General features: G+C 46.5%; 22 protein-coding genes. 13 read left to right on the top strand and 9 right to left on the bottom strand.

The annotated features are described in order from the left end of the window. The first annotated feature begins 99 nt into the window (after positions 1-99). Entirely contained in the window at positions 100-333 is a 234-nt protein-coding gene (locus tag MHI53_RS22880; RefSeq protein WP_061142435.1) for a YuzB family protein, read from the top strand. 262 nt (positions 334-595) lie between these two features. Here MHI53_RS22880 and MHI53_RS22875 read toward each other — a convergent pair whose 3' ends face one another. Continuing rightward, a complete protein-coding gene (locus MHI53_RS22875) occupies positions 596-1,300 on the bottom strand; it encodes a DUF2225 domain-containing protein (RefSeq protein ID WP_340373720.1) in 705 nt (234 codons plus the stop codon). Positions 1,301-1,517: 217 nt separating this feature from the next. Here MHI53_RS22875 and MHI53_RS22870 point away from each other — a divergent pair, with 217 nt between their 5' ends. Continuing rightward, a complete protein-coding gene (locus MHI53_RS22870; RefSeq protein ID WP_061142437.1) occupies positions 1,518-1,880 on the top strand; it encodes an iron-sulfur cluster assembly accessory protein in 363 nt (120 codons plus the stop codon). Positions 1,881-2,390: 510 nt separating this feature from the next. Here MHI53_RS22870 and MHI53_RS22865 read toward each other — a convergent pair. Together MHI53_RS22865 and MHI53_RS22860 are read right to left on the bottom strand one after the other, a co-directional pair. Further along, entirely contained in the window at positions 2,391-3,032 is a 642-nt protein-coding gene (locus MHI53_RS22865; protein WP_061142439.1) for an SDR family oxidoreductase, read from the bottom strand. A gap of 1,230 nt (positions 3,033-4,262) precedes the next feature. Further along, a complete protein-coding gene (locus MHI53_RS22860; RefSeq protein ID WP_061142440.1) occupies positions 4,263-5,255 on the bottom strand; it encodes an NAD(P)/FAD-dependent oxidoreductase in 993 nt (330 codons plus the stop codon). A gap of 410 nt (positions 5,256-5,665) precedes the next feature. Between MHI53_RS22860 and MHI53_RS22855 the strand changes: the two genes are divergently transcribed. The 4 genes from MHI53_RS22855 (at position 5,666) to MHI53_RS22840 (ending at position 8,779) form a co-directional block, all read left to right on the top strand. After that, positions 5,666-6,883 carry an NAD(P)/FAD-dependent oxidoreductase gene (locus MHI53_RS22855; RefSeq protein ID WP_340372369.1) on the top strand — a complete coding sequence of 406 codons (1,218 nt, stop codon included), beginning with the start codon at positions 5,666-5,668 and terminating at the stop codon, positions 6,881-6,883. Positions 6,884-7,052: 169 nt separating this feature from the next. Then, positions 7,053-7,535 carry an NUDIX hydrolase gene (locus MHI53_RS22850; RefSeq protein WP_340372368.1) on the top strand — a complete coding sequence of 161 codons (483 nt, stop codon included), beginning with the start codon at positions 7,053-7,055 and terminating at the stop codon, positions 7,533-7,535. 107 nt (positions 7,536-7,642) lie between these two features. Next, a complete protein-coding gene (locus MHI53_RS22845) occupies positions 7,643-7,960 on the top strand; it encodes a YuiB family protein (RefSeq protein WP_100533050.1) in 318 nt (105 codons plus the stop codon). Positions 7,961-8,086: 126 nt separating this feature from the next. Further along, positions 8,087-8,779, top strand: coding sequence for a 3D domain-containing protein (locus tag MHI53_RS22840; protein ID WP_340372367.1), 693 nt, complete (start codon positions 8,087-8,089; stop codon positions 8,777-8,779). A 77-nt stretch (positions 8,780-8,856) separates the two neighbouring features. On the opposite strand, the gene MHI53_RS22835 is transcribed toward MHI53_RS22840, so the two are convergent. Beyond that, positions 8,857-9,648, bottom strand: a complete 792-nt coding sequence (locus tag MHI53_RS22835; RefSeq protein WP_340372366.1) for a cobalamin-binding protein — start codon at positions 9,646-9,648, stop codon at positions 8,857-8,859. A 9-nt stretch (positions 9,649-9,657) separates the two neighbouring features. Beyond that, positions 9,658-10,140 (bottom strand): divergent PAP2 family protein, encoded by a 483-nt coding sequence (locus MHI53_RS22830; protein WP_100533053.1) that lies wholly within the window; start codon positions 10,138-10,140, stop codon positions 9,658-9,660. Between the two features lie 283 nt (positions 10,141-10,423). On the opposite strand from MHI53_RS22830, the gene MHI53_RS22825 reads away from it, so the two are divergent. Beyond that, a complete protein-coding gene (locus tag MHI53_RS22825; RefSeq protein ID WP_340372365.1) occupies positions 10,424-11,923 on the top strand; it encodes a leucyl aminopeptidase in 1,500 nt (499 codons plus the stop codon). Between the two features lie 40 nt (positions 11,924-11,963). Here MHI53_RS22825 and MHI53_RS22820 read toward each other — a convergent pair whose 3' ends face one another. Next, on the bottom strand, positions 11,964-12,338 hold the full coding sequence (locus tag MHI53_RS22820) for a hypothetical protein (RefSeq protein WP_100532832.1): 375 nt from the start codon (positions 12,336-12,338) through the stop codon (positions 11,964-11,966). A 252-nt stretch (positions 12,339-12,590) separates the two neighbouring features. On the opposite strand from MHI53_RS22820, the gene MHI53_RS22815 reads away from it, so the two are divergent. From MHI53_RS22815 to MHI53_RS22790, 6 genes are all read left to right on the top strand, one after another. Continuing rightward, entirely contained in the window at positions 12,591-13,340 is a 750-nt protein-coding gene (locus tag MHI53_RS22815; protein WP_061142448.1) for a GTP cyclohydrolase II, read from the top strand. Between the two features lie 14 nt (positions 13,341-13,354). Then, positions 13,355-14,452 carry a bifunctional diaminohydroxyphosphoribosylaminopyrimidine deaminase/5-amino-6-(5-phosphoribosylamino)uracil reductase RibD gene (gene ribD, locus MHI53_RS22810; RefSeq protein ID WP_061142449.1) on the top strand — a complete coding sequence of 366 codons (1,098 nt, stop codon included), beginning with the start codon at positions 13,355-13,357 and terminating at the stop codon, positions 14,450-14,452. 20 nt (positions 14,453-14,472) lie between these two features. After that, a complete protein-coding gene (locus tag MHI53_RS22805) occupies positions 14,473-15,567 on the top strand; it encodes an FAD-dependent monooxygenase (protein WP_340372364.1) in 1,095 nt (364 codons plus the stop codon). A gap of 15 nt (positions 15,568-15,582) precedes the next feature. Then, entirely contained in the window at positions 15,583-16,146 is a 564-nt protein-coding gene (locus MHI53_RS22800) for an HAD family acid phosphatase (RefSeq protein ID WP_340372363.1), read from the top strand. Between the two features lie 127 nt (positions 16,147-16,273). Then, positions 16,274-16,666 carry a hotdog fold thioesterase gene (locus tag MHI53_RS22795; protein WP_061142452.1) on the top strand — a complete coding sequence of 131 codons (393 nt, stop codon included), beginning with the start codon at positions 16,274-16,276 and terminating at the stop codon, positions 16,664-16,666. A 93-nt stretch (positions 16,667-16,759) separates the two neighbouring features. Next, the gene (locus MHI53_RS22790) at positions 16,760-17,479 is read left to right on the top strand and encodes an MOSC N-terminal beta barrel domain-containing protein (protein ID WP_340372362.1); all 720 of its coding nucleotides are present in this window, start codon (positions 16,760-16,762) and stop codon (positions 17,477-17,479) included. A gap of 75 nt (positions 17,480-17,554) precedes the next feature. On the opposite strand, the gene mnhG is transcribed toward MHI53_RS22790, so the two are convergent. The 3 genes from mnhG to MHI53_RS22775 are packed head-to-tail and all read right to left on the bottom strand — an operon-like array spanning position 17,555 to position 18,637. After that, complete coding sequence (mnhG, locus tag MHI53_RS22785) at positions 17,555-17,893, bottom strand: monovalent cation/H(+) antiporter subunit G (protein ID WP_061142454.1); 339 nt, start codon at positions 17,891-17,893, stop codon at positions 17,555-17,557. Next, a complete protein-coding gene (locus MHI53_RS22780) occupies positions 17,877-18,161 on the bottom strand; it encodes a Na(+)/H(+) antiporter subunit F1 (protein WP_061142455.1) in 285 nt (94 codons plus the stop codon). The genes mnhG and MHI53_RS22780 overlap by 17 nt, the downstream gene beginning before the upstream one ends. Further along, a complete protein-coding gene (locus tag MHI53_RS22775; RefSeq protein WP_340372361.1) occupies positions 18,149-18,637 on the bottom strand; it encodes a Na+/H+ antiporter subunit E in 489 nt (162 codons plus the stop codon). The genes MHI53_RS22780 and MHI53_RS22775 overlap by 13 nt, the downstream gene beginning before the upstream one ends. Positions 18,638-18,643: the final 6 nt, after the last annotated feature.

Genomic DNA, 18,643 nt, shown 5'->3' with positions numbered 1-18,643 from the left:
CAACCGATATCTTGAAATCGGCTGCTTTTTTATGCGTAAATATTGACTGTAAATGGGAAAAGTAATAAGATGGATTGTTAGTAACGGTGAGGTGAAGCAATGTATCCGATCATTGAATTTTGTGTAAGCAATCTGGCCAGTGGCGCGCAAGAGGCTCTGGAAAGATTGGAACGGGATCCGAATTTGGATATCATCGAGTACGGATGCCTGGGTTATTGTGGGAAATGCTCCAGTAACTTATACGCTCTTGTGAACGGCGAAGTGGTTACTGGTGACACAACGGATGAATTAGTTGAAAATATATATAAGTTCATTGATGAATTCGAAATCTGAAAACAGGACGCATCAATGGAACAGCCGGACAGGCTGCAGACAAACTCTTGATGGATAATGGAGTTTGTCTGCAGTTTTTTAGCGTTTTAAATGTAGGAGGAAGCCGATTGCTCGCCGCAGTTTTTAGGGAATTGGACTTATAGCAGGCATTCCCTTTTCCAAAGGCGGACCGCCCTCGGCTTTATGGCGCCTGCGTGGTCTTATGTGGACTTTCCCCTTCCTCTCTGCATTAGCACGAAAATTAGCATCCAATAACTACAGCCTAGCGATTGAATGATGCGGCGATTGTATGGTTTCCTTGTTCGTGCTTGATTTCCTGAAACCGGTCTCTGGCCATTTGGATGAGAGAGGTTTCCCGGGCATTTTTTTGTCTTTCGAATACTAATGAAAAATACTTTATCGCTGCCATGTCATTTCCTATTCTTTTTGAGATGTCGCCGGCAAGATATAAGATCTTGGCTTCTGAGGCCCGGGTACCAATGAAATCCCCTGTCGAATAGGAGGCTTCATATTCCGTAAGTGCGAATTTCAAAAATCTTTCCTCTTGTTTCGAGTTTTGGGTAATCCGGTATAGCCAGGCAATTCGTAAATGGATGCCTGCCAGGATAATGTGTTTTTCCTTTTTTAGTGCACCGCAATAACTCGCCAGCTTGTATGTATTGATTGCGTCCTTGATCGATCGTTCATTGCTGAAATGTTGCGGGACCCACCTTGAACTGACTTTTTCCTCAATGACCTCCTTGGTGGCGGGAGGGAAGTATCGGGAAAAATCCTCGGAATAGGAAAATCCGCAGTGAGGGCAAACAAAAATGGTATAATAAAGTGCATTAATGGATGAATCTGTGTAAATGGGACAAAAGTCCGTGTCGTACTTAGTTACTTTGGCAAAACGTGACCGAACCTTTTTGGTGGTTGATTTTTGTTTGCACAGCAGACATTCCATGCTTTTGTTGTATAGAGGCTGTATATGTTGGATGGAGCATCCCTCCTTGCATCAAGTTTTAATGAGTCCAAATGCTTGATTCTTTATGCCTATTATAAACTATATTAGTCGTCATGTTGGTAAAATGGATGTGGTCATGCCGAATTTTTTCAAGCTGGAAGATTGAGCGCAGGAAATTCTTTGGTATATACTATAAGGAGAAATGGTCTATCTCACATAACATAAGAAGGAGGGATTTATTGTGAGTGAAGTTGTTAATATAACGGAAGCTGCCGCTTTTCAGATAAAAGAAATGATGAAACAAAATGGTGAAGAAGGTTCCTTTTTAAGGGTGGCCGTTAAAGGCGGAGGCTGCAGTGGATTATCCTATGGGATGGGTTTTGAGGAAGAGGCAGGAGAAAAAGATGCCCAACTTGAACAGTTTGAAATTAAGATCCTTGTGGATAATGGGGACGCTGATATATTGAAAGGAACAGTCATTGATTATAAACAGACGATGATGGGCGGAGGATTCACGATCGAAAACCCGAATGCGATTGCGTCATGCGGATGCGGATCTTCCTTCAAAACGGCCAAAAACGCGGGAACGCCGGAGAATTGCTAAGAAACCTTAATAGTTCAGAACAGGAGGGCACTTTAACAAGTGCCCTCCTTCGTTTTGAGTGAAAGGAGTTTCGGAACGTTCTCATACTGAAAGGCCGAAAAAAATGAGGGGAAGGTCGGAAAAAGTAATCGGAAGGTCGGAAAAGTGAGGGGAAGGCCGAAAAACTGCGCGGAAGGTCGGAAAAACTGCGCAAACGGACGGAAAAAGTGAAGGGAAGGTCGGAAAAACTGCGCAAACGGACGGAAAAAGTGAAGGGAAGGCCGGAAAAACTGCGCAAATGGTCGGAAAAGTGAGGGGAAGGCCGAAAAACTACGCAAACGGACGGAAAAGTGAGGGGAAGGCCGGAATACCTACGCAACGGACGGAAAAAGTGATTGAAAGGTCGGAAAAACTGCGAGAAAGGACGAAAAAATACTCGGGCTGAAAACGATTGGAGCTTTTTTAATGAAATCAACAGTGGACAATTTCGATTTGTCCACTGTTGATCACTATTCCTGCTTGATTTCGGCCTTAAATATCGGTCAGAGCTTCCTTGATTGGCAAGTCACCGCTTAAAATTTCGAATGTTTTATTGAACGTGCTTTCCTTTGTGACCGCCTGTGCCAGAACGGAGGCGACATCAGCTCTTGGAATCGATTTATTGGTATGGTCCACTTTTTGTTCTGCAAAGATTTTGCCTAAAGCTTGGTCATTGGTCAAGGCAACTGGGCGGACAATTGTGTATGTCAGTCCGCTTGCTTTTAAATGTTCATCGGCATCGTGTTTTGCTTCAAGATAATGGCGCATCCCGCCTTGCGCTTGCTCCGGAGTATCAGATCCGACGGAGCTCAGCATGATAAAGCGATCGATTCCTTTCTTCTTGGCGGCATCGACCAGTTTAATCGCACCCAGCTTATCCACAGCCGTCGTTTTGTCTGGCCCCGTTTTTGGTCCGGAACCTGCCGCGAAGATGATCGCTTCCATGTTATCCACTGCTTTATCCACATTTTCCTCTAAATCGGCAAGGATGGGATGGCCGCCGAGTTCTTTTATCGTTTGAGCCTGTTCTTCTTTCCGGATCATTCCGTAAACATTCATTTCCGGATTTTTTGATAATTCTTCAATGATCATCCTTCCGGTCGTCCCGTTAGCTCCTGCAATTAAAATATTCATATATGTGCATGCTCCTTTCTGATCTTCTTTTATTCTTTACCCTTTATAGTTTGAGGTTAAGCACTTGTGGACAACTAACGGAAAGAATGTTATCCACAAGGCCGTAATTGGGGATAACATGCGGGATTTAGGAGGAAAGCTAAAGCTTCCTGATTGCCCGCCGTGTTGTGGTGGAGTATTTCGGACGTTGCATTTCACTGCAGGCACTCCCTTTCCGCGGGCGGTCCTTGAGCCTCCTCGGCTTTCAGCCTGCGGTGTCTCACGTAGACGCGCATTTCCCGCAGGAGTGTCGCCGCCTTCCGTTGCATTCCACTTGGTGTGAAACCAAAGTTTGTGTTTTGATTGCCCGCCGTGTTGTGGTGGAGTATTTCGGACGTTGCATTTCACTGCAGGCACTCCCTTTCCGCGGGCGGTCCTTGAGCCTCCTCGGCTTTCAGCCTGCGGTGTCTCACGTAGACGCGCATTTCCCGCAGGAGTGTCGCCGCCTTCCGTTGCATTCCACTTGGTGTGAAACCAAAGTTTGTGTTTTGATTGCCCGCCGTGTTGTGGTGGAGTACTTCGGACGTTGCATTTCACTGCAGGCACTCCCTTTCCGCGGGCGGTCCTTGAGCCTCCTCGGCTTTCAGCCTGCGGTGTCTCACGTAGACGCGCATTTCCCGCAGGAGTGTCGCCGCCTTCCGTTGCATTCCACTTGGTGTGAAACCAAAGTTTGTATTTTGATTGCCCGCCGTGTTGTGGTGGAGTATTTCGGACGTTGCATTTCACTGCAGGCACTCCCTTTCCGCGGGCGGTCCTTGAGCCTCCTCGGCTTTCAGCCTGCGGTGTCTCACGTAGACGCGCATTTCCCGCAGGAGTGTCGCCGCCTTCCGTTGCATTCCACTTGGTGTGAAACCAAAGTTTGTATTTTGATTGCCCGCCGTTTTGTGGTGGAGTACTTTGGACGTTGCATTTCACTGCAGGCGCTCCCTTTCCGCGGGCGGTCCTTGAGCCTCCTCGGCTTTTAGCCTGCGGGGTGGGGTCTCCAAGTAGACGCGTATATCCCGCAGGAGTGTCGCTGCCTTCCGTTGCATTCCACTTTGCGTTTCAAACCAAAGATAGTGTTCTTGGAGAAAATGGAGTTCGGACTCATTTCACTTTGGACGAATACTTCCGAAGCGATTTTCTCCAGCCAATAAAAAAGGTTCCGGAAGGGAGACCAATCCGGAACCTTTTTTTGCTGTATTGCGCTTATCAAAACATCGAGGAGCTGTGCATGGGCTGGACCTTTGCTTTTGGGTCGATATATTGTTTGGCGTGATTGACGGCAGTGGGCGCCTCGCCGAAGCCGCTCGCGATCAATTTAACTTTGCCGTCATAGGTTGCGATATCGCCGGCAGCGTATATTCCGGGAATATTCGTTTCCATTTTGGTATTGACCAAGATGCTGTTCCTCTGGATTTCGAGCCCCCAGTTTTTGATGGGGCCGAGGGAGGATACGAATCCGTAATTGACGATGACTGCATCTACATCCAGCGTTTCTGTATCTTCACCCTTTGGGTCCTTGATGGCGACTGTATGGATCCGTCCTTCCGTTCCAATCAAATCTGCCGGTATGTAAGGGGTGAGTACTTCGACCTTGGAATTTTTAAGGGTTTCCACACTATGTTCGTGGGCACGGAATTTATCTCTTCTATGGATGATGCTCACCTTTTCGGCGATGGGCTCCAGCATGAGGGCCCAATCCACTGCGGAATCCCCGCCTCCGAAAACGGCGACCTTTTTGCCTGCGAAATGATTGAGATCGTCGATGAAATAATGAAGGTTGCTGCTTTCATATTCTTTTGCCTCATCAATTTCGATGCGGCGGGGTTGGAATGCACCATTGCCAGCTGTGATGATGATGGTTTTGGAATAATGGATTTCTTTATCGGTCGTTAACTTGAAGACCCCGTCGGCTTGTTTTTCCACGTCTTGCACGGCTTGCTCGAGGACAACGGTCTGTTCGAACTTTGCCATTTGTTCTTTCAGGTTATTCACTAGCTCCTGTGCGCGCACTTTAGGGAAACCAGCGATATCATAAATGTACTTTTCAGGATAAAGGGCAGATAATTGCCCGCCTAATTGTGGGAGGCTTTCGATGATTTTTACCGATGCCTGCCTCATGCCGCCGTAAAATGCGGTGAATAATCCAACCGGACCTCCGCCAATGATGGTGATATCATAAACCTTTTCGTTAACTTCCAACGTTATCCCTCCGATATACTAGGTTTGCTGAAATATATTCTCTTATTTTACCATAGATGAACTTTGAAAAAACGAGAAAAAAGTTAGAAAGTTTCGACTATTATTTCGGCGTATGGCAACAGCAGCCTCGTTCTCGTTGTTAGCGTCTGGAAATACTCGCGGCTAAGCCTATTAAAATGGGCTCGCTTCAAGGGGAATATGGTCTTGAAGAATCCGGTTTTTCACTTGAAAAAATTATTGAAAAAGACTAATATTTACTTATGATTCATTTATTACAAGTTTGAAGGGTTACGTGAAATGCGTCACATATGTATAAGCGTGCTTTTTATAATGGAGATTAATAATATAGAAAATAGATGTTAGTTATGGAAAGCACCACAAGAAAATATCGTAAAGGTGGACGAAATCTTTTGAAAAAGCCAACTATCGTTGTTTTAGGTGCAGGTTATGGTGGGTTGATGACCGTTACGCGCTTGCAGAAGGCACTGGGGCAAAATGAAGCAGAAATCGTATTAGTCAACAAAAATGATTACCACTATGAAACTACATGGCTGCATGAAGCATCTGCCGGGACTCTTCATCATGATCGTGTCCGCTACCCGATTAAAAGTGTCATTAACGGCAGCAAAGTTAAATTCATCCAGGATTCCGTTTTGGAAGTGAAGACGGACGATAAAAAAGTCGTTCTTGAAAATGGCGAACTCGCTTATGATTACCTTGTGATCGGGCTTGGACCTGAATCGGAAACATTCGGAATCCAAGGATTGAAGGAATATGCTTTCTCCATCTCCAACGTGAACACTGCACGCGAAATCCGTGATCATATTTCGTTGCAATTCGCTACCTACAGCTCTGAGGCAGAGAAGAATGAGGACCGCTTGACCATCGTTGTCGGGGGAGCCGGATTTACCGGGATCGAATTCCTTGGGGAACTGGCGAACCGGGTGCCGGATCTCTGCAAGGAATACGACATTGATTTCCAGAAGGTCCGCATGTACTGTGTGGAGGCCGCACCAGCCGTCCTTCCTGGTTTCGATCCGGAATTGGTGGACTATGCCGTTTCGTATCTTGAGAAAAAAGGTGTTGAATTCAAGATCGGGACTCCCATCAAGGGGGCGACGCCTGAAGGCATCATCGTTTCAAAAGGCGAAGATGAAGTGGAAGAAATCAAAGCGGGCACCGTGGTCTGGGCTGCTGGTGTACGAGGGAACTCCGTGATCGAGGCTTCCGGCTTCGAGGCTATGCGCGGCCGGATTAAAGTGAACCTTGACATGCGGGCACCAGGGCATGACGATATCTTCATCGTGGGTGATTGCGCCCTGATCATCAATGAAGAAATCAACCGTCCCTACCCTCCTACCGCCCAAATCGCCATGCAGCAGGGAGAGGTCATTGCGAAGAACCTGACTAAGCTGGTCCGTAATGAAAGTGCCCTTGAAACGTTCGCCTTCGAAAACAAAGGAACGGTATGTTCATTAGGTGATGACAATGCAATTGGCGTCGTATTCGGTAAGAAGGTGACGGGAAAGACCGCATCCTTCTTGAAGAAGATGGTCGATAACCGAGCATTGCTACTGATCGGCGGGCCTTCCCTGGTCGCAAAAAAAGGCAAGTTCAACATCCTTTGATTTTTTAGGGACATATTAACTGAGCCATTTGGGGAGATTCTCTGAATGGCTTTTTAATGGCATCCATCGCTGATCGGGGCATGAAGCTTGAGTCGAAGATCATAAGCGGGAAAGTGTTCGGCCATCAGCATCGAGTGATTGGTTAAAATGATTATAGGGGAAGTGGAGCTTGGTGGAACGGTGCAAAAATGTATGGCTGGCAGTGTCAGGCCTTGTGATTTCCGATAAGGGAGAATGGCTCGTGGTGAACAAAAGGTATGGCGGGTTGAAAGGGCAATGGTCGCTGCCTGCAGGTTTTGTCAAACATGATGAAACCGTTGATGAGGCTGTTATAAGGGAAGTGTTCGAGGAAACGGGCATCCATGCGGAAATCGAAGGCATGGTAGGTGTCAGAAGCGGAGTCATCAAAGGGGAGATCAGTGATAATATGTTGGTGTTTTTACTTAAACCGCTCAGCTTGGAGGTCACCGCCCAATTGGATGAATTATATGAAGCTAAGTTTTATGATCCTGATTCCTTGATGAAAGAGGGGAAGCAATCTCTATTATTGGAGCAGCTGTTAGCTTTTAAAAAGGAAAGAATGCAGACGATGCTTGATGGATTGAACCCAGGGGATCAATTCGGTTATACATCGTATAAATTATTCATGTGAATTGGGTAAATATATTTTCTTCGACATTATTTGGCATTAAGTCGTTGACGCGGCAATTATTTTTTCAGTAAACTAAAGGTGTCGCTTTTAAGGGGGTCAAGAATTATATGCCATTGCCCGTTTTAATTATCTCAATACTCTTATTTTTCATATTATTTTTTGGGATTGGCTTTTTGCTCAATATGCTTTTTCGTTCATCATGGATCATGGTCATTTTATTTCCCATCGTCTTCATTGTCATTGTCAATGAAACGAAGCTGATCGAATATTTCCGAAATCCGGGAATGTCCTTTTCAAGCCTTGGGTCGAACCTTACATCCTTGCATTCGGCAGATATCATTATTTTATCAAGCGGGCTGCTTGGTGCCGTTTTAGCTGGTGTGGTTATTAAAACGTTAAGAAAAAAAGGATATCAGATGTTTTGATCAAGGTGGATCGTCTTCATGGACGGTCCTTTTTTGTTTGGGAAAAAGGTTGTTTTGCCTGTTTATGAATACTTTCTCTCTGGAAAGGGAACAAATATCCTTGTGAGAGGAGTGGAATGAATACATATGAAGGTCTGTAAGGCATTATTTTTGAGGGTTGCTATTATCATATTGTTTATCTTGGCCATCGACTCGACCTTAAATCATGTTTTTGGGGCTACAACTGAGGTTGACCCATTCGAAGAGACGATGAGACAACATCGATTGCTTGGGCTCGAATACAAAACCATCCATAGGGGGGATCAGGTGGCAACACTAGTTGCATCCGCTTCCAGGAGCAATGGTCCGGCGACGATAGAGGAAGGCATCGAGCTTTTGAAATATCCTAAGCATGAAGTGCTCGCTACAGGGTACACAGCCGGATATGAATCAACCGGAAAATATCCGGAAAGCCCTTCCTACGGCATTACCTATTCAGGAGTGAAGGTGAAGCGGGATGTGTTTTCCACGATTGCCGCCGATCTAGCCGTCTTCCCGCTCGGAACCATCCTATGGATTCCAGGCTATGGTTATGGAGTGGTAGCCGACAAGGGGGGCGCAATCAAAGGGAATCACCTTGACCTCTATTATGAAACGGTGCAGGATGTGTATGATAATTGGGGTAAGAAAACCCTTGAGGTATATGTTGTGCAAAAAGGGAGCGGCGCGTTGTCCGAGGAACAGTTAAGTAGGTTGAATGAGACCAAGATCAGGCAGGTATTCAAGCATAAAATGAACGAACGGGCGTTGAACGAGCATGTATCATCCTTTGCCTTTTAATCATTCAAATGAGTGAATTCCATTTTCAACCAATTTGCCCAAAGCGTAAGGCTGCCCCTAGGGGCAGCCTTTTCATGTCAATGCTTTATGTGATTGTAGGCGTTTGGATGCAGGGTCCTCGCCAATTTTGACAATCCATCCAATAAACGAGGGGATGGACGGCAAAATAATGGTTCTTCCATGATGTGGATAGTATGATGGCGAACTGCTTTCATATCGCTCCAACCATTTCGCTTCTTGACAAGCCCCGGGTTCACTTTGCGTAAAGGAACCCCGACCCATGCTAAGCAAATGTGGTCGGGATCCTTTTCGATGACCTCTTCGGAAGTGACTTGGATGCTGGCCATGTTCACTTCTTCAAAAAGATTATATCCTCCGGCCAGTCGGCTGATTTCGGATAACCAATTGACCCCGCCTGGGCTGAATAAGGGGTTTGGCCACCACTCCCAATAAAGGGAAGGCTTCGTTTCGATTGTATCGGCGACGTCCTGATAGCGGAGGATCGTGTCCCTGAATTTGGCAGCCTGCTTCTCTGCTTCGTTCTTAAGATTTGTCGCCTCCCCCAAGGTAATCAAATCCTGGGCGATATCTTCAAGCGATTGCGGATTGAAGATGATATGGGGAAGGTTCCGCTTTTTTAATGCTTCAATATTTTTTTCCATGCCGGGTACACTTAATGAAGCCAATATCAAATCAGGTTTCAATGCTTCCACTTGATCGATATCGATCGATAAATCTGGCCCGACTTTAGGAAGGTGCTGAATGGATTCAGGCCAATCCGAGTAGTCGTCGATGGCGATCAGCTGATCCTCGATTCCTAGATAGGTGCATAGTTCCGTATTGCTGGGGCATAGCGAGATTATTTTCAACTGTATCACCTACCCTTGAAAAATGAAAAAGTGAAGCACAAGTGCAATGAATACACCGGTCAAGGCTCCGAAAAACACCTCGATCGGCTTATGGCCCAACAGTTCCTTTAATTGTTGTTGTTTTTGCTTCTCCTCTTTTTTTTGCCAATTTTTCGCTTGCTCGACAAATGTATTGAAATCGGTAACGAGGCGGTTCAAGACGGCAGCCTGTTCCCCTGCCTGCCTCCTTACGCCTGTGGCATCGAACATCGTGATGACGGCAAAGATTGCGGCAACCGCGAATACAGGTGAATCCATGCCAGTTTCAATCCCTACGGCAACGGTGAGAGCTGACACGGCTGCCGAGTGGGAGCTGGGCATCCCGCCCGTCGAGTTAAGAAGTGCCCAGTTCACTTTACGAAAAGCGATGAAATGGATGGGCACTTTGATGAATTGAGCAAAGAAAATGGCAATCAATGCTGCAATCAAAGGGAAGTTGAGAAAAAAATCCAAAAGTATCAGCCTTCTTTCCGATTATGAGTAACGTTGAAACCATATAAGGATAAGTAAGAAATCCTGCTTTTGCATGAGCAAACTTATCCGGCATTTATAATTAGTTCCATCAAATCCTGTCGATTCCCTGCTGGATAAGGATAAAATATGATCTTTCTTATACTATTACTCTAAAGTCACCTTTTCTAAACAATATCCTTGATAATATTAATTTCAAATGCCTTTATCGAAAACTTTGGAAGATTTCGTTATAATGAAGGTAATCGAATGGAGGAGATGGCATATGTTCACAGTTAAAGATTCCTTGAATATAGATTTGATCGACGAATGCTTGGTCCTGGGTGTGTTTGACAGACCGATCAAGTTCACTGGCATAGGGGAGGAAGCCGATGAGCAATTGGGCGGGCAGCTAACAGAGTTAGTGAAAGCTGGAGAAATCTCTTCCAAGAAAAAATCAGTGGTTAAAATACATACATTAGGCAAGTTAGGTGTAAAGCGATTGGTATTTGTAGGCCTGGGGAAGGAAAGAGAGCTTACTTTCGAAACGCTCCGCGAAGCATTGGGGAAAGCGCGTAAAACGATTGCGGAATCCAAGCTGACGACGCTGTCGATCGCCTTGGATACATTCACGACTGAAAACCTGGATGCCCTGGACGCTGCGCATGCTTGCTCCGAGGCGTTCGAACTTGCTTCCTATAAGTTTGAAGGCTACAAGCAAAAATCGAACCAGGTCGAAAAAAGCATCGAAGCAATTACGGTTTATAGTGATGCCGATAGTGGTGAGATAGGGGCGGCGCTTCATGTAGGCAGAATTTTCGGCAGGGCCACCAATTCGGCGAGGACATTGGTCAATACACCTGGGAATTTGCTGACTTCCACGGATTTGGCTGACTATTCAGCCGCTTTGGGTGAACGTTATGGCTTTGAAGTGGAGATTCTTGAGAAGGAAGATATGCTCAAGTTGGGAATGGGTGCCCTCCTTGCCGTCAATCAGGGCTCGGTCGAACCACCGAAAATGATCGTGTTGAAGTATCAAGGAAAAGAGGAATGGAAAGATGTTATCGGTTTGGTAGGTAAAGGCATCACATTCGATACTGGCGGATATTCCTTGAAAACGAAGGCAGGCATCGTCGGAATGAAGACGGATATGGGGGGGGCTGCAGCCGTATTGGGGGCAATGGAAATTATCGGTGAATTGGGGCCGGACCAAAATGTAGTTGCCGTCATTCCTTCCACTGATAATATGATCAGCGGCGAAGCCTTCAAGCCGGATGATGTGATCACTGCCATGAGCGGAAAAACGATCGAGGTATTGAATACCGATGCTGAAGGACGGCTCGTCTTGGCAGATGCCATGACCTACGCTAAACATCATGGTGCAGAATACCTGATTGACGTAGCAACGTTAACGGGCGGTGTCATAACGGCGCTGGGCATGGATATGACTGGTGCCATGACCAATGACGTTGAATTCTACGAGCAAGTCCAAAAAGCTTCCGAGGAGGCCGGCGAGCCTATGTGGCGGCTGCCCATTACCGAAAAGGACAAGGAGCGCGTACGCAATAGTAAGATAGCAGATTTGAACAATTCACCTGGCGGGGCCGGGCATGCCATCATGGGCGGGGCTTTCATCGGTGAATTTGCTGAAGCGACCCCGTGGGTCCACCTGGATATTGCCGGGACATCGACAACCTCCAGCAGCTCGGCATTATGCACCGCAGGAGCGACGGGTGTCATGGCTCGGACGCTTGCCTTATTGGTTGAAACCTTTGAAGCGAAATGAACAAAAAAAACCGAAGCCAAGCATAGGCTTCGGTTTTTTGTCATATATCCCTCCATTTTAGACTGATGATGATATGGCAATTAACCTCCCCGGCTTTCGGATGGAAATCAAAACGGATCCCATCTGGGTTATACATGATATCAGGTTCGTTTTTAATGCCGATCTTCCGGATCATTTCCGTCACGAGGCTTTTTTCCGATGATTGGGCAGCGGTCATCAATCCGTTTGCGAAAGGCTTGGATGTCGCTAAAGTGTTCATGACTTTTTGCACATCGATCAATAAGGACTGCGAGGCCTTTGCCGATTTAACCAACAAATCGGGATTGGTAGCCGAGTAGGGACGGATGCTTCCAGCCAGCCCGTCATACATATGAGGGGGATGCAGGCCGAAGGGGAAATAAGGGTGATTTTCCATTAAGATTCCTTCCTTTCCTTCAGGCTTTCTTTAGACCTGTTTTCTTTATACGTTAAACTATGTAAGAACGCCTTGCGATATGATAGCGGCTCGACGACAGCCCTTTCCTGAAACCCAATCCAGGGAATTATAGCGAAAGACACACTATTATTTGTAAACCGCTTCATTGACAGGTATAGTGGATAGTAATATACTTACTTACCTAAAGTAAGGAGTATGCACACTATAAATTAAAAAATAGGTGATGTTATCATGAAAATAAACGAGCAAACAAAAAGCATTCTAATAGATAAAATGACGATCCTGAAAACCCCTGGAAAAGCGGATATATGCTTAGTGGGGCCCGTTAAGCTCCCTGTGGAACAAGGCGATTTCTCCGCCGTTTTCCAATGGTATACATGGCTTGAGCTGGATGGTGCGAATCATGACAAGGAAGCGGTGCTTGAATCGCTTTCGGATGCAAACCTGGCTTTTGGACAACAGTCCTCCGTATTGGTATATGGTGATTTTAAAGAGTCCGAAAATGCACTCGTCCGGATGCATAGCATCTGCCATACAGGTGATATTTTTGGCAGTAAACGATGTGATTGCGGCTATCAGCTCCACCAATCGATGAAGATGATTGCCGAGCATGGCTGCGGCGCGATTTTTTACCTTGCTGACCATGAAGGAAGAGGAATCGGCCTATTCTCCAAGTCCCTTGCTTATTTACTGCAGCAGGAAGGCTATGACACGGTCGAGGCGAACCAGGCATTAGGGTTTGAAGACGATACTCGTTCCTACGAAGGGGCAATACGCGTATTACGGGAATTGCGCGAGAATCCGGTGACATTAATTACGAATAACCCGAAGAAACTGGATGCCCTGATGAAGCATGGTCTCGCGGCAAAGGATCATATACCGCTTTGGGGCGGGCTAACGGAAGATAATAGCTTCTATTTGGACACAAAGGTTAAGAAGTCTGGACATATTCCCCTGCAGAAGCCAACTTTTATCGTATAAGGAGAGCTTAACGTATGAATGATGATCAATATTACATGAAGCTGGCACTAGATCTAGCAGCCAGTGCCAAAGGAAAGACGAATCCGAATCCAGTGGTCGGGGCAGTCATCGTCAAGGACGGCGTGATTGCCGGTACAGGAATCCATCGGAAGGCGGGTGAGCCGCATGCAGAAGTCCATGCGTTCAAAATGGCTGGTGAGTATGCAGAAGGTGCAACCCTATACGTAACGCTAGAGCCGTGCTCCCATTATGGAAAGACTCCTCCTTGTGCAAATTTAGTCAAGGAATCGGGCGTCCATCGGGTTGTCGTGGCTACGCAAGATCCAAACCCGGAAGTTGCAGGAAGAGGGATAGCGATCCTGAAGGATGCAGGCATTGAAGTGGAAGTTGGCGTTTTGGAAAAAGAAGCGCAAAGACTGAATGAACGATTTATCCACAATATGACGAAGAATCGTCCATTCATCATCTCGAAGCTTGCGATGACGCTCGATGGAAAACTTGCGACACATACAGGGCATTCGAAATGGATAACTGGAGAAGAATCCCGTCATTCCGTACATGTGCTGCGTAATGAGGTGGATGCCATCCTCGTCGGAATCGGGACTGTACTGGCCGATGATCCATCATTGACGACCAGACTTCCCGAAGGCGGAGGCAAAAATCCGATCCGGATCATTTTGGACAGTGAACTTCGTGTTCCTTTGGATGCTAATGTTGTTGACGCCTCGGAAGCCAAAACGATAATCGTAACGCAGGAACATGCACCTAAGGAAAAAATCGCCTTTCTGAGCGAAAAAGGGATCGAATTCATTTTTGTCAAAAAAAATGAGGGCGGTCTTGATTTGGGCGCGCTGATGGAAGAATTGTATAAAAAGGGCATTACGGATGTTTTGCTAGAGGGCGGAAGTGAAGTCAATGCCTCTTTCCTAAGGGCAGGGCTCATCGATAAATTCTTGATTTACGTTGCTCCTAAACTATTGGGTGGGAGAAACTCGCTGACGCCGTTTACGGGAGTGAATATAGATACGATGGATGAAGCGCTGGATGTAGCCTTCTCTAGTGTGGACATGTTTGGAGAAGACATCCGCATCACCGCTTATCCGAAATTATAATGGACAACAGGTGAAGAATGATGGTGGTTAAAACTGATGTATGCATAGTGGGGTCTGGTCCTGGAGGAGCACTGTTAGCCTATCTTTTGGCCAAGCGGGGCATATCGGTCGTCCTGCTTGAAAGGCATTCTGACGTGTCAAGGGAGTTCAGGGGGGAGTTCCTGAACGAGGAAGGAGAGGACATCCTTAAAAAGCATGGTTTATTCGAGACTGTGGAAAGGCTCGGCTTGCTAAGGATGGACCGAATCGAATATTGGCAAGGTGGCCGCTTATTTAAACGGATTTTTCCTGAATGGCCGGTAGATCATGTTGGGATACATGTACCTCAAAATCATTTGCTTACAGCGATATTGGAAGAAGCGAAAAAGCTGGATACCTTTCAATTGATGCTCAATAGCCGGGTTACGGACTTGATTCAGAATGACCGGGGCCGGTTTACGGGTGTCAAGGTCCGAAAAGAGGGAAAGGACATGATCGTCGAAAGTCCATTGATCATCGGGGCGGACGGCAGGTTTTCCACGGTCCGGAAAAAAGCGGGGATAAAAGCCGTGATTAAAAATCATGGCTACGATCTGTTGTGGGCAAAAATCCCGGCCCCTAAGGGATGGCAGCCCTCAATCAAGATGGCTCTGGTCAATGACTCCCAAGTCGCCCTCTTCACTCAAACGGGGGGGTCGATCCAAATTGGCTGGAATATAGAGCACGACTCCTTTCCCCAGCTGCGAAAACAGCCTTTTGAGCCCTTCATCGAAAAATTGTTGCTGGCCTTTCCTGAATTGATCGAAAGTGCGCGGGAAAATATCCGCTCCTGGCAGGACTTCATATTATTGGACGTTCACAGCAGCTATTGCGAAACGTGGACGAAGGATGGAGTTGCTTTAATGGGCGACGCGGCCCATACGATGACGCCTACAGGCGCTTTCGGGTTGAATTGCGCCATGAAAGATGCCGATTTATTGGCCGATCTTATCCGGGAATGCATCTTGGATGAGGATGCTGAATTCCTTGGGCTAAAAGCCGCCGAGCCGGAAAGAAAGTCCGAAATTGAAAGATTGCAAGCCATTCAAGTGGACAAGGAGATATCCTTCGCATCACAGTTTGCCGCTTATGTTTGAATAGGAGTGAATGATATGAAATTTGGGTTCGATATTGATGATACCCTGATTAATTTGAGGGAATTCGCGTTCCATCTTTATAATGAAAAGCTGAATAAAAACGTGGAACTGGCGGTATTCAAAGCGTTAAAGACGATAGAAATCCATGAAGCATTCGGGCTTGATAAAGAGGCGGGCGGCAAGATGTGGAATAGTCTTGTCGAGGAAGTGTATTATTCATCGTGTCCCGCTTTCGAGGGCGCAGTGGAAACGCTCCAGGAGCTTGAATTGGCAGGGCATGAGATTTATTACATCACTGCCAGAAAGCCGGAGCATGGTGAACGGACGAAAAAATGGATGATCGAAAACGGCTTTCCGGTTAAGGATGACCATTTTTTCTGCGGCATGAAGGATCATGAAAAAATCGATACGATCAATCAGCTTGAGCTTGATTATTATTTCGATGATAAACCGGCTGTCCTCGAAACCTTATTGGATATTCCAACGAAGGTGTATGCGATCGACAATTCCTATAACAGGGAATTGGATATACCGAGACTTGCAAGCTGGTCCGAATTAAAGGAACTGATCTCCAAATGAACGGATGAGGATGACTTGATCGATTCGGGTCATCCTTTTTAGATGCCGTATTATGAACCGTGATTCATTTTTTTGTCTCTAAATGTTATGATTTACCTGAAGGAAATAAAAAGGTGGGGGGATTGGAATGGAAATCAATATGGATAACTCGTTGATAGGCACGCTTGGAATCGAAATGAAAGAATACGGGGATGGGAAAATCATAGCCACGATGCCGGTGGATGAACGAACGAGGCAGCCTTATGGTTTATTGCACGGGGGAGCATCTGTTGCACTTGCCGAATCCGTTGCAAGTGCCGGGGGAATGCAGCTTGTGGATCAGACGAAACAGGCTGTGGTCGGACTTGAAATCAATGCCAATCATGTAAGGGGAGTTCGCTCTGGGTTTGTTACCGCGGAAGGGAATATCATCCATCGCGGGAGGACTACGATGGTATGGGACGTGAAGATCCGGGACGAAGAGGATCATCTGATCTGCATTTCCCGCTGTACGTTAGCCATCATTGACTTACCAAAGTGACGGAGAAAAAACAGCTTAGCATGGTGAACGCTCCGGGCTGATCCCCGGGCGGCTGATTGAATGGTATACAAATGGTTGCAAAGGAGTTTTTTTATGCTTGTTGGCTCTATACAAGAAATCACCCGGCATCCGGTTAAATCATTCGCTGGTGAACAGGTACAGGCAACGAAGGTGATGGATTATGGGTTATATGGAGATCGCAGTCATGCCTTTAAGGACAAGCAGGGGAAATTCATCACGATAACCCAGGTTCCTGAAATGGTTCGCTATCAAGCTTTCTTTTCAGGTGAGGAAACGTTGAAGGCTTATCCTGAATTGAAAGTGAAGGCACCGGACGGAAACATACTGACATGGGGGGAGAAAGCCTTCCTGGAGGAAATGGACCTGTTGCTGATGCGGGAGGCAGAAGCCGTTGTGTATCCTCCTTCGCATATTCCGTTCGGGGCCATCGAGGAAGAAAATATATTGCTTGTGAGTGATGCTTCCATAGCTGAATTGACGAAGCTTTGGGGAAATGAAGTGGATGGCAGAAGATTCAGGCATAATGTAGTGCTGTCTTTAGTGAACAAAACGCCCTTTCTGGAAGAAAGTTGGTTCGGAAAGCGGATTATCATTGGCAATGACGTCGAACTGGAAATCAAAAGGCATTGCGAACGCTGCATGATCATAACGGTCGACCCTGGAGATTCCCATAAAGATCCTTCCCTGTTAAAAACCGTCGTCAAGGAAAGGAACAATCATTTTGGCGTCTATGCTTCCGTCTTGCGGACAGGTGAAATCAGATTGGGCGATCAAGTGTTTTTAATGGATTAAGCTTGCGTTTCAATTATAAAAATCAGAAAGGCTGCTCCTGTACCCAGGGCAGCCTTTCTTCACTTGATAAGGAAATCACCGGTTCTTCTTCAAATCGTCCTGGACACTTTGATCCCACATTTTAACACCTGTATGGTAAGCGGAGCGGTTGATCAAATGTCCAGCGACGGGACTGGTCATGAAGATAAAGATGATGGCGAGCACGATCCGGAAATCGACATGGCCATGTTGATGATAAAAGTATAACAACGTGCCAATCAGGATGAACATGATTCCAAGCGTCGAGCTTTTTGAAGCAGCGTGATTCCTTGTATAGACATCAGGCAAGCGGATGATGCCGAAAGCGGATACTAGAAAGAGGAAGACACCCATTAAAAGGAATAGGCCGGAAAGGATTTCAACGATTACGGTCATCTTCAATGATCTCTCCTTTCTCGAGGAATTTGGCAAAAGCGACCGTTCCGATGAAGGAGAGGACTCCGAGCAGCAGAATGGCTTCCAGATAGGCGCTAGTGTCCATGACAATGGAGGCAAGCGCCACGATTGCGATCAGATTGATTCCCATTGCATCGAGTGCGATGACCCGATCCGGTACGGATGGCCCTATGATTAAACGGTAGAGGAACCCAGCCATGGAAAGGGATGCACCGAGCAAGGCTATTTTCAGCACTAAATCGAACATGATTTGCTCACCTCCATGATCGCCTTTTCGAATGTATGTTTAATACTGTCCACAGCCTCAGCCTTGTCGGCAATATCCATCGCATGGATATAAAGAATCCGATTATCCTCCGAAACTTCGACGACTAGCGTCCCTGGTGTCAGGGTAATTAAATTCGCGAGGATCGTTATTTCCCAATCCTTCGTCAGCACGGTTTCGAAGGCGAATATGCCAGGCCGCATATCCAGCTTCGGCTTTAAAACGACCTTGAGGACGCTAATGTTGGAAGAGACGAGTTCCTTTGCGAATATGAGCAGCAAGCGGATGACGGCGTTCACCCGGTTCAGGTAGAAGCGGTCCTTGAAAAAATGGCGGAAGACGAACATGATGCAAAGCCCCAATGCATATCCGATGATAAAGGTGCTCCCATCAAACTCATTTTTTAAAAACATCCAAGTAACCGCAAGGACCAGATTCAGTAAAATTTGGAATGACATCAGGCA

The organism is Peribacillus sp. FSL E2-0218, from assembly GCF_037992945.1.
Taxonomy (GTDB): domain Bacteria; phylum Bacillota; class Bacilli; order Bacillales; family DSM-1321; genus Peribacillus; species Peribacillus simplex_B.
Note: the sequence above shows the minus strand (reverse complement) of the source record. Positions and strands in the feature narration are given on the sequence as shown.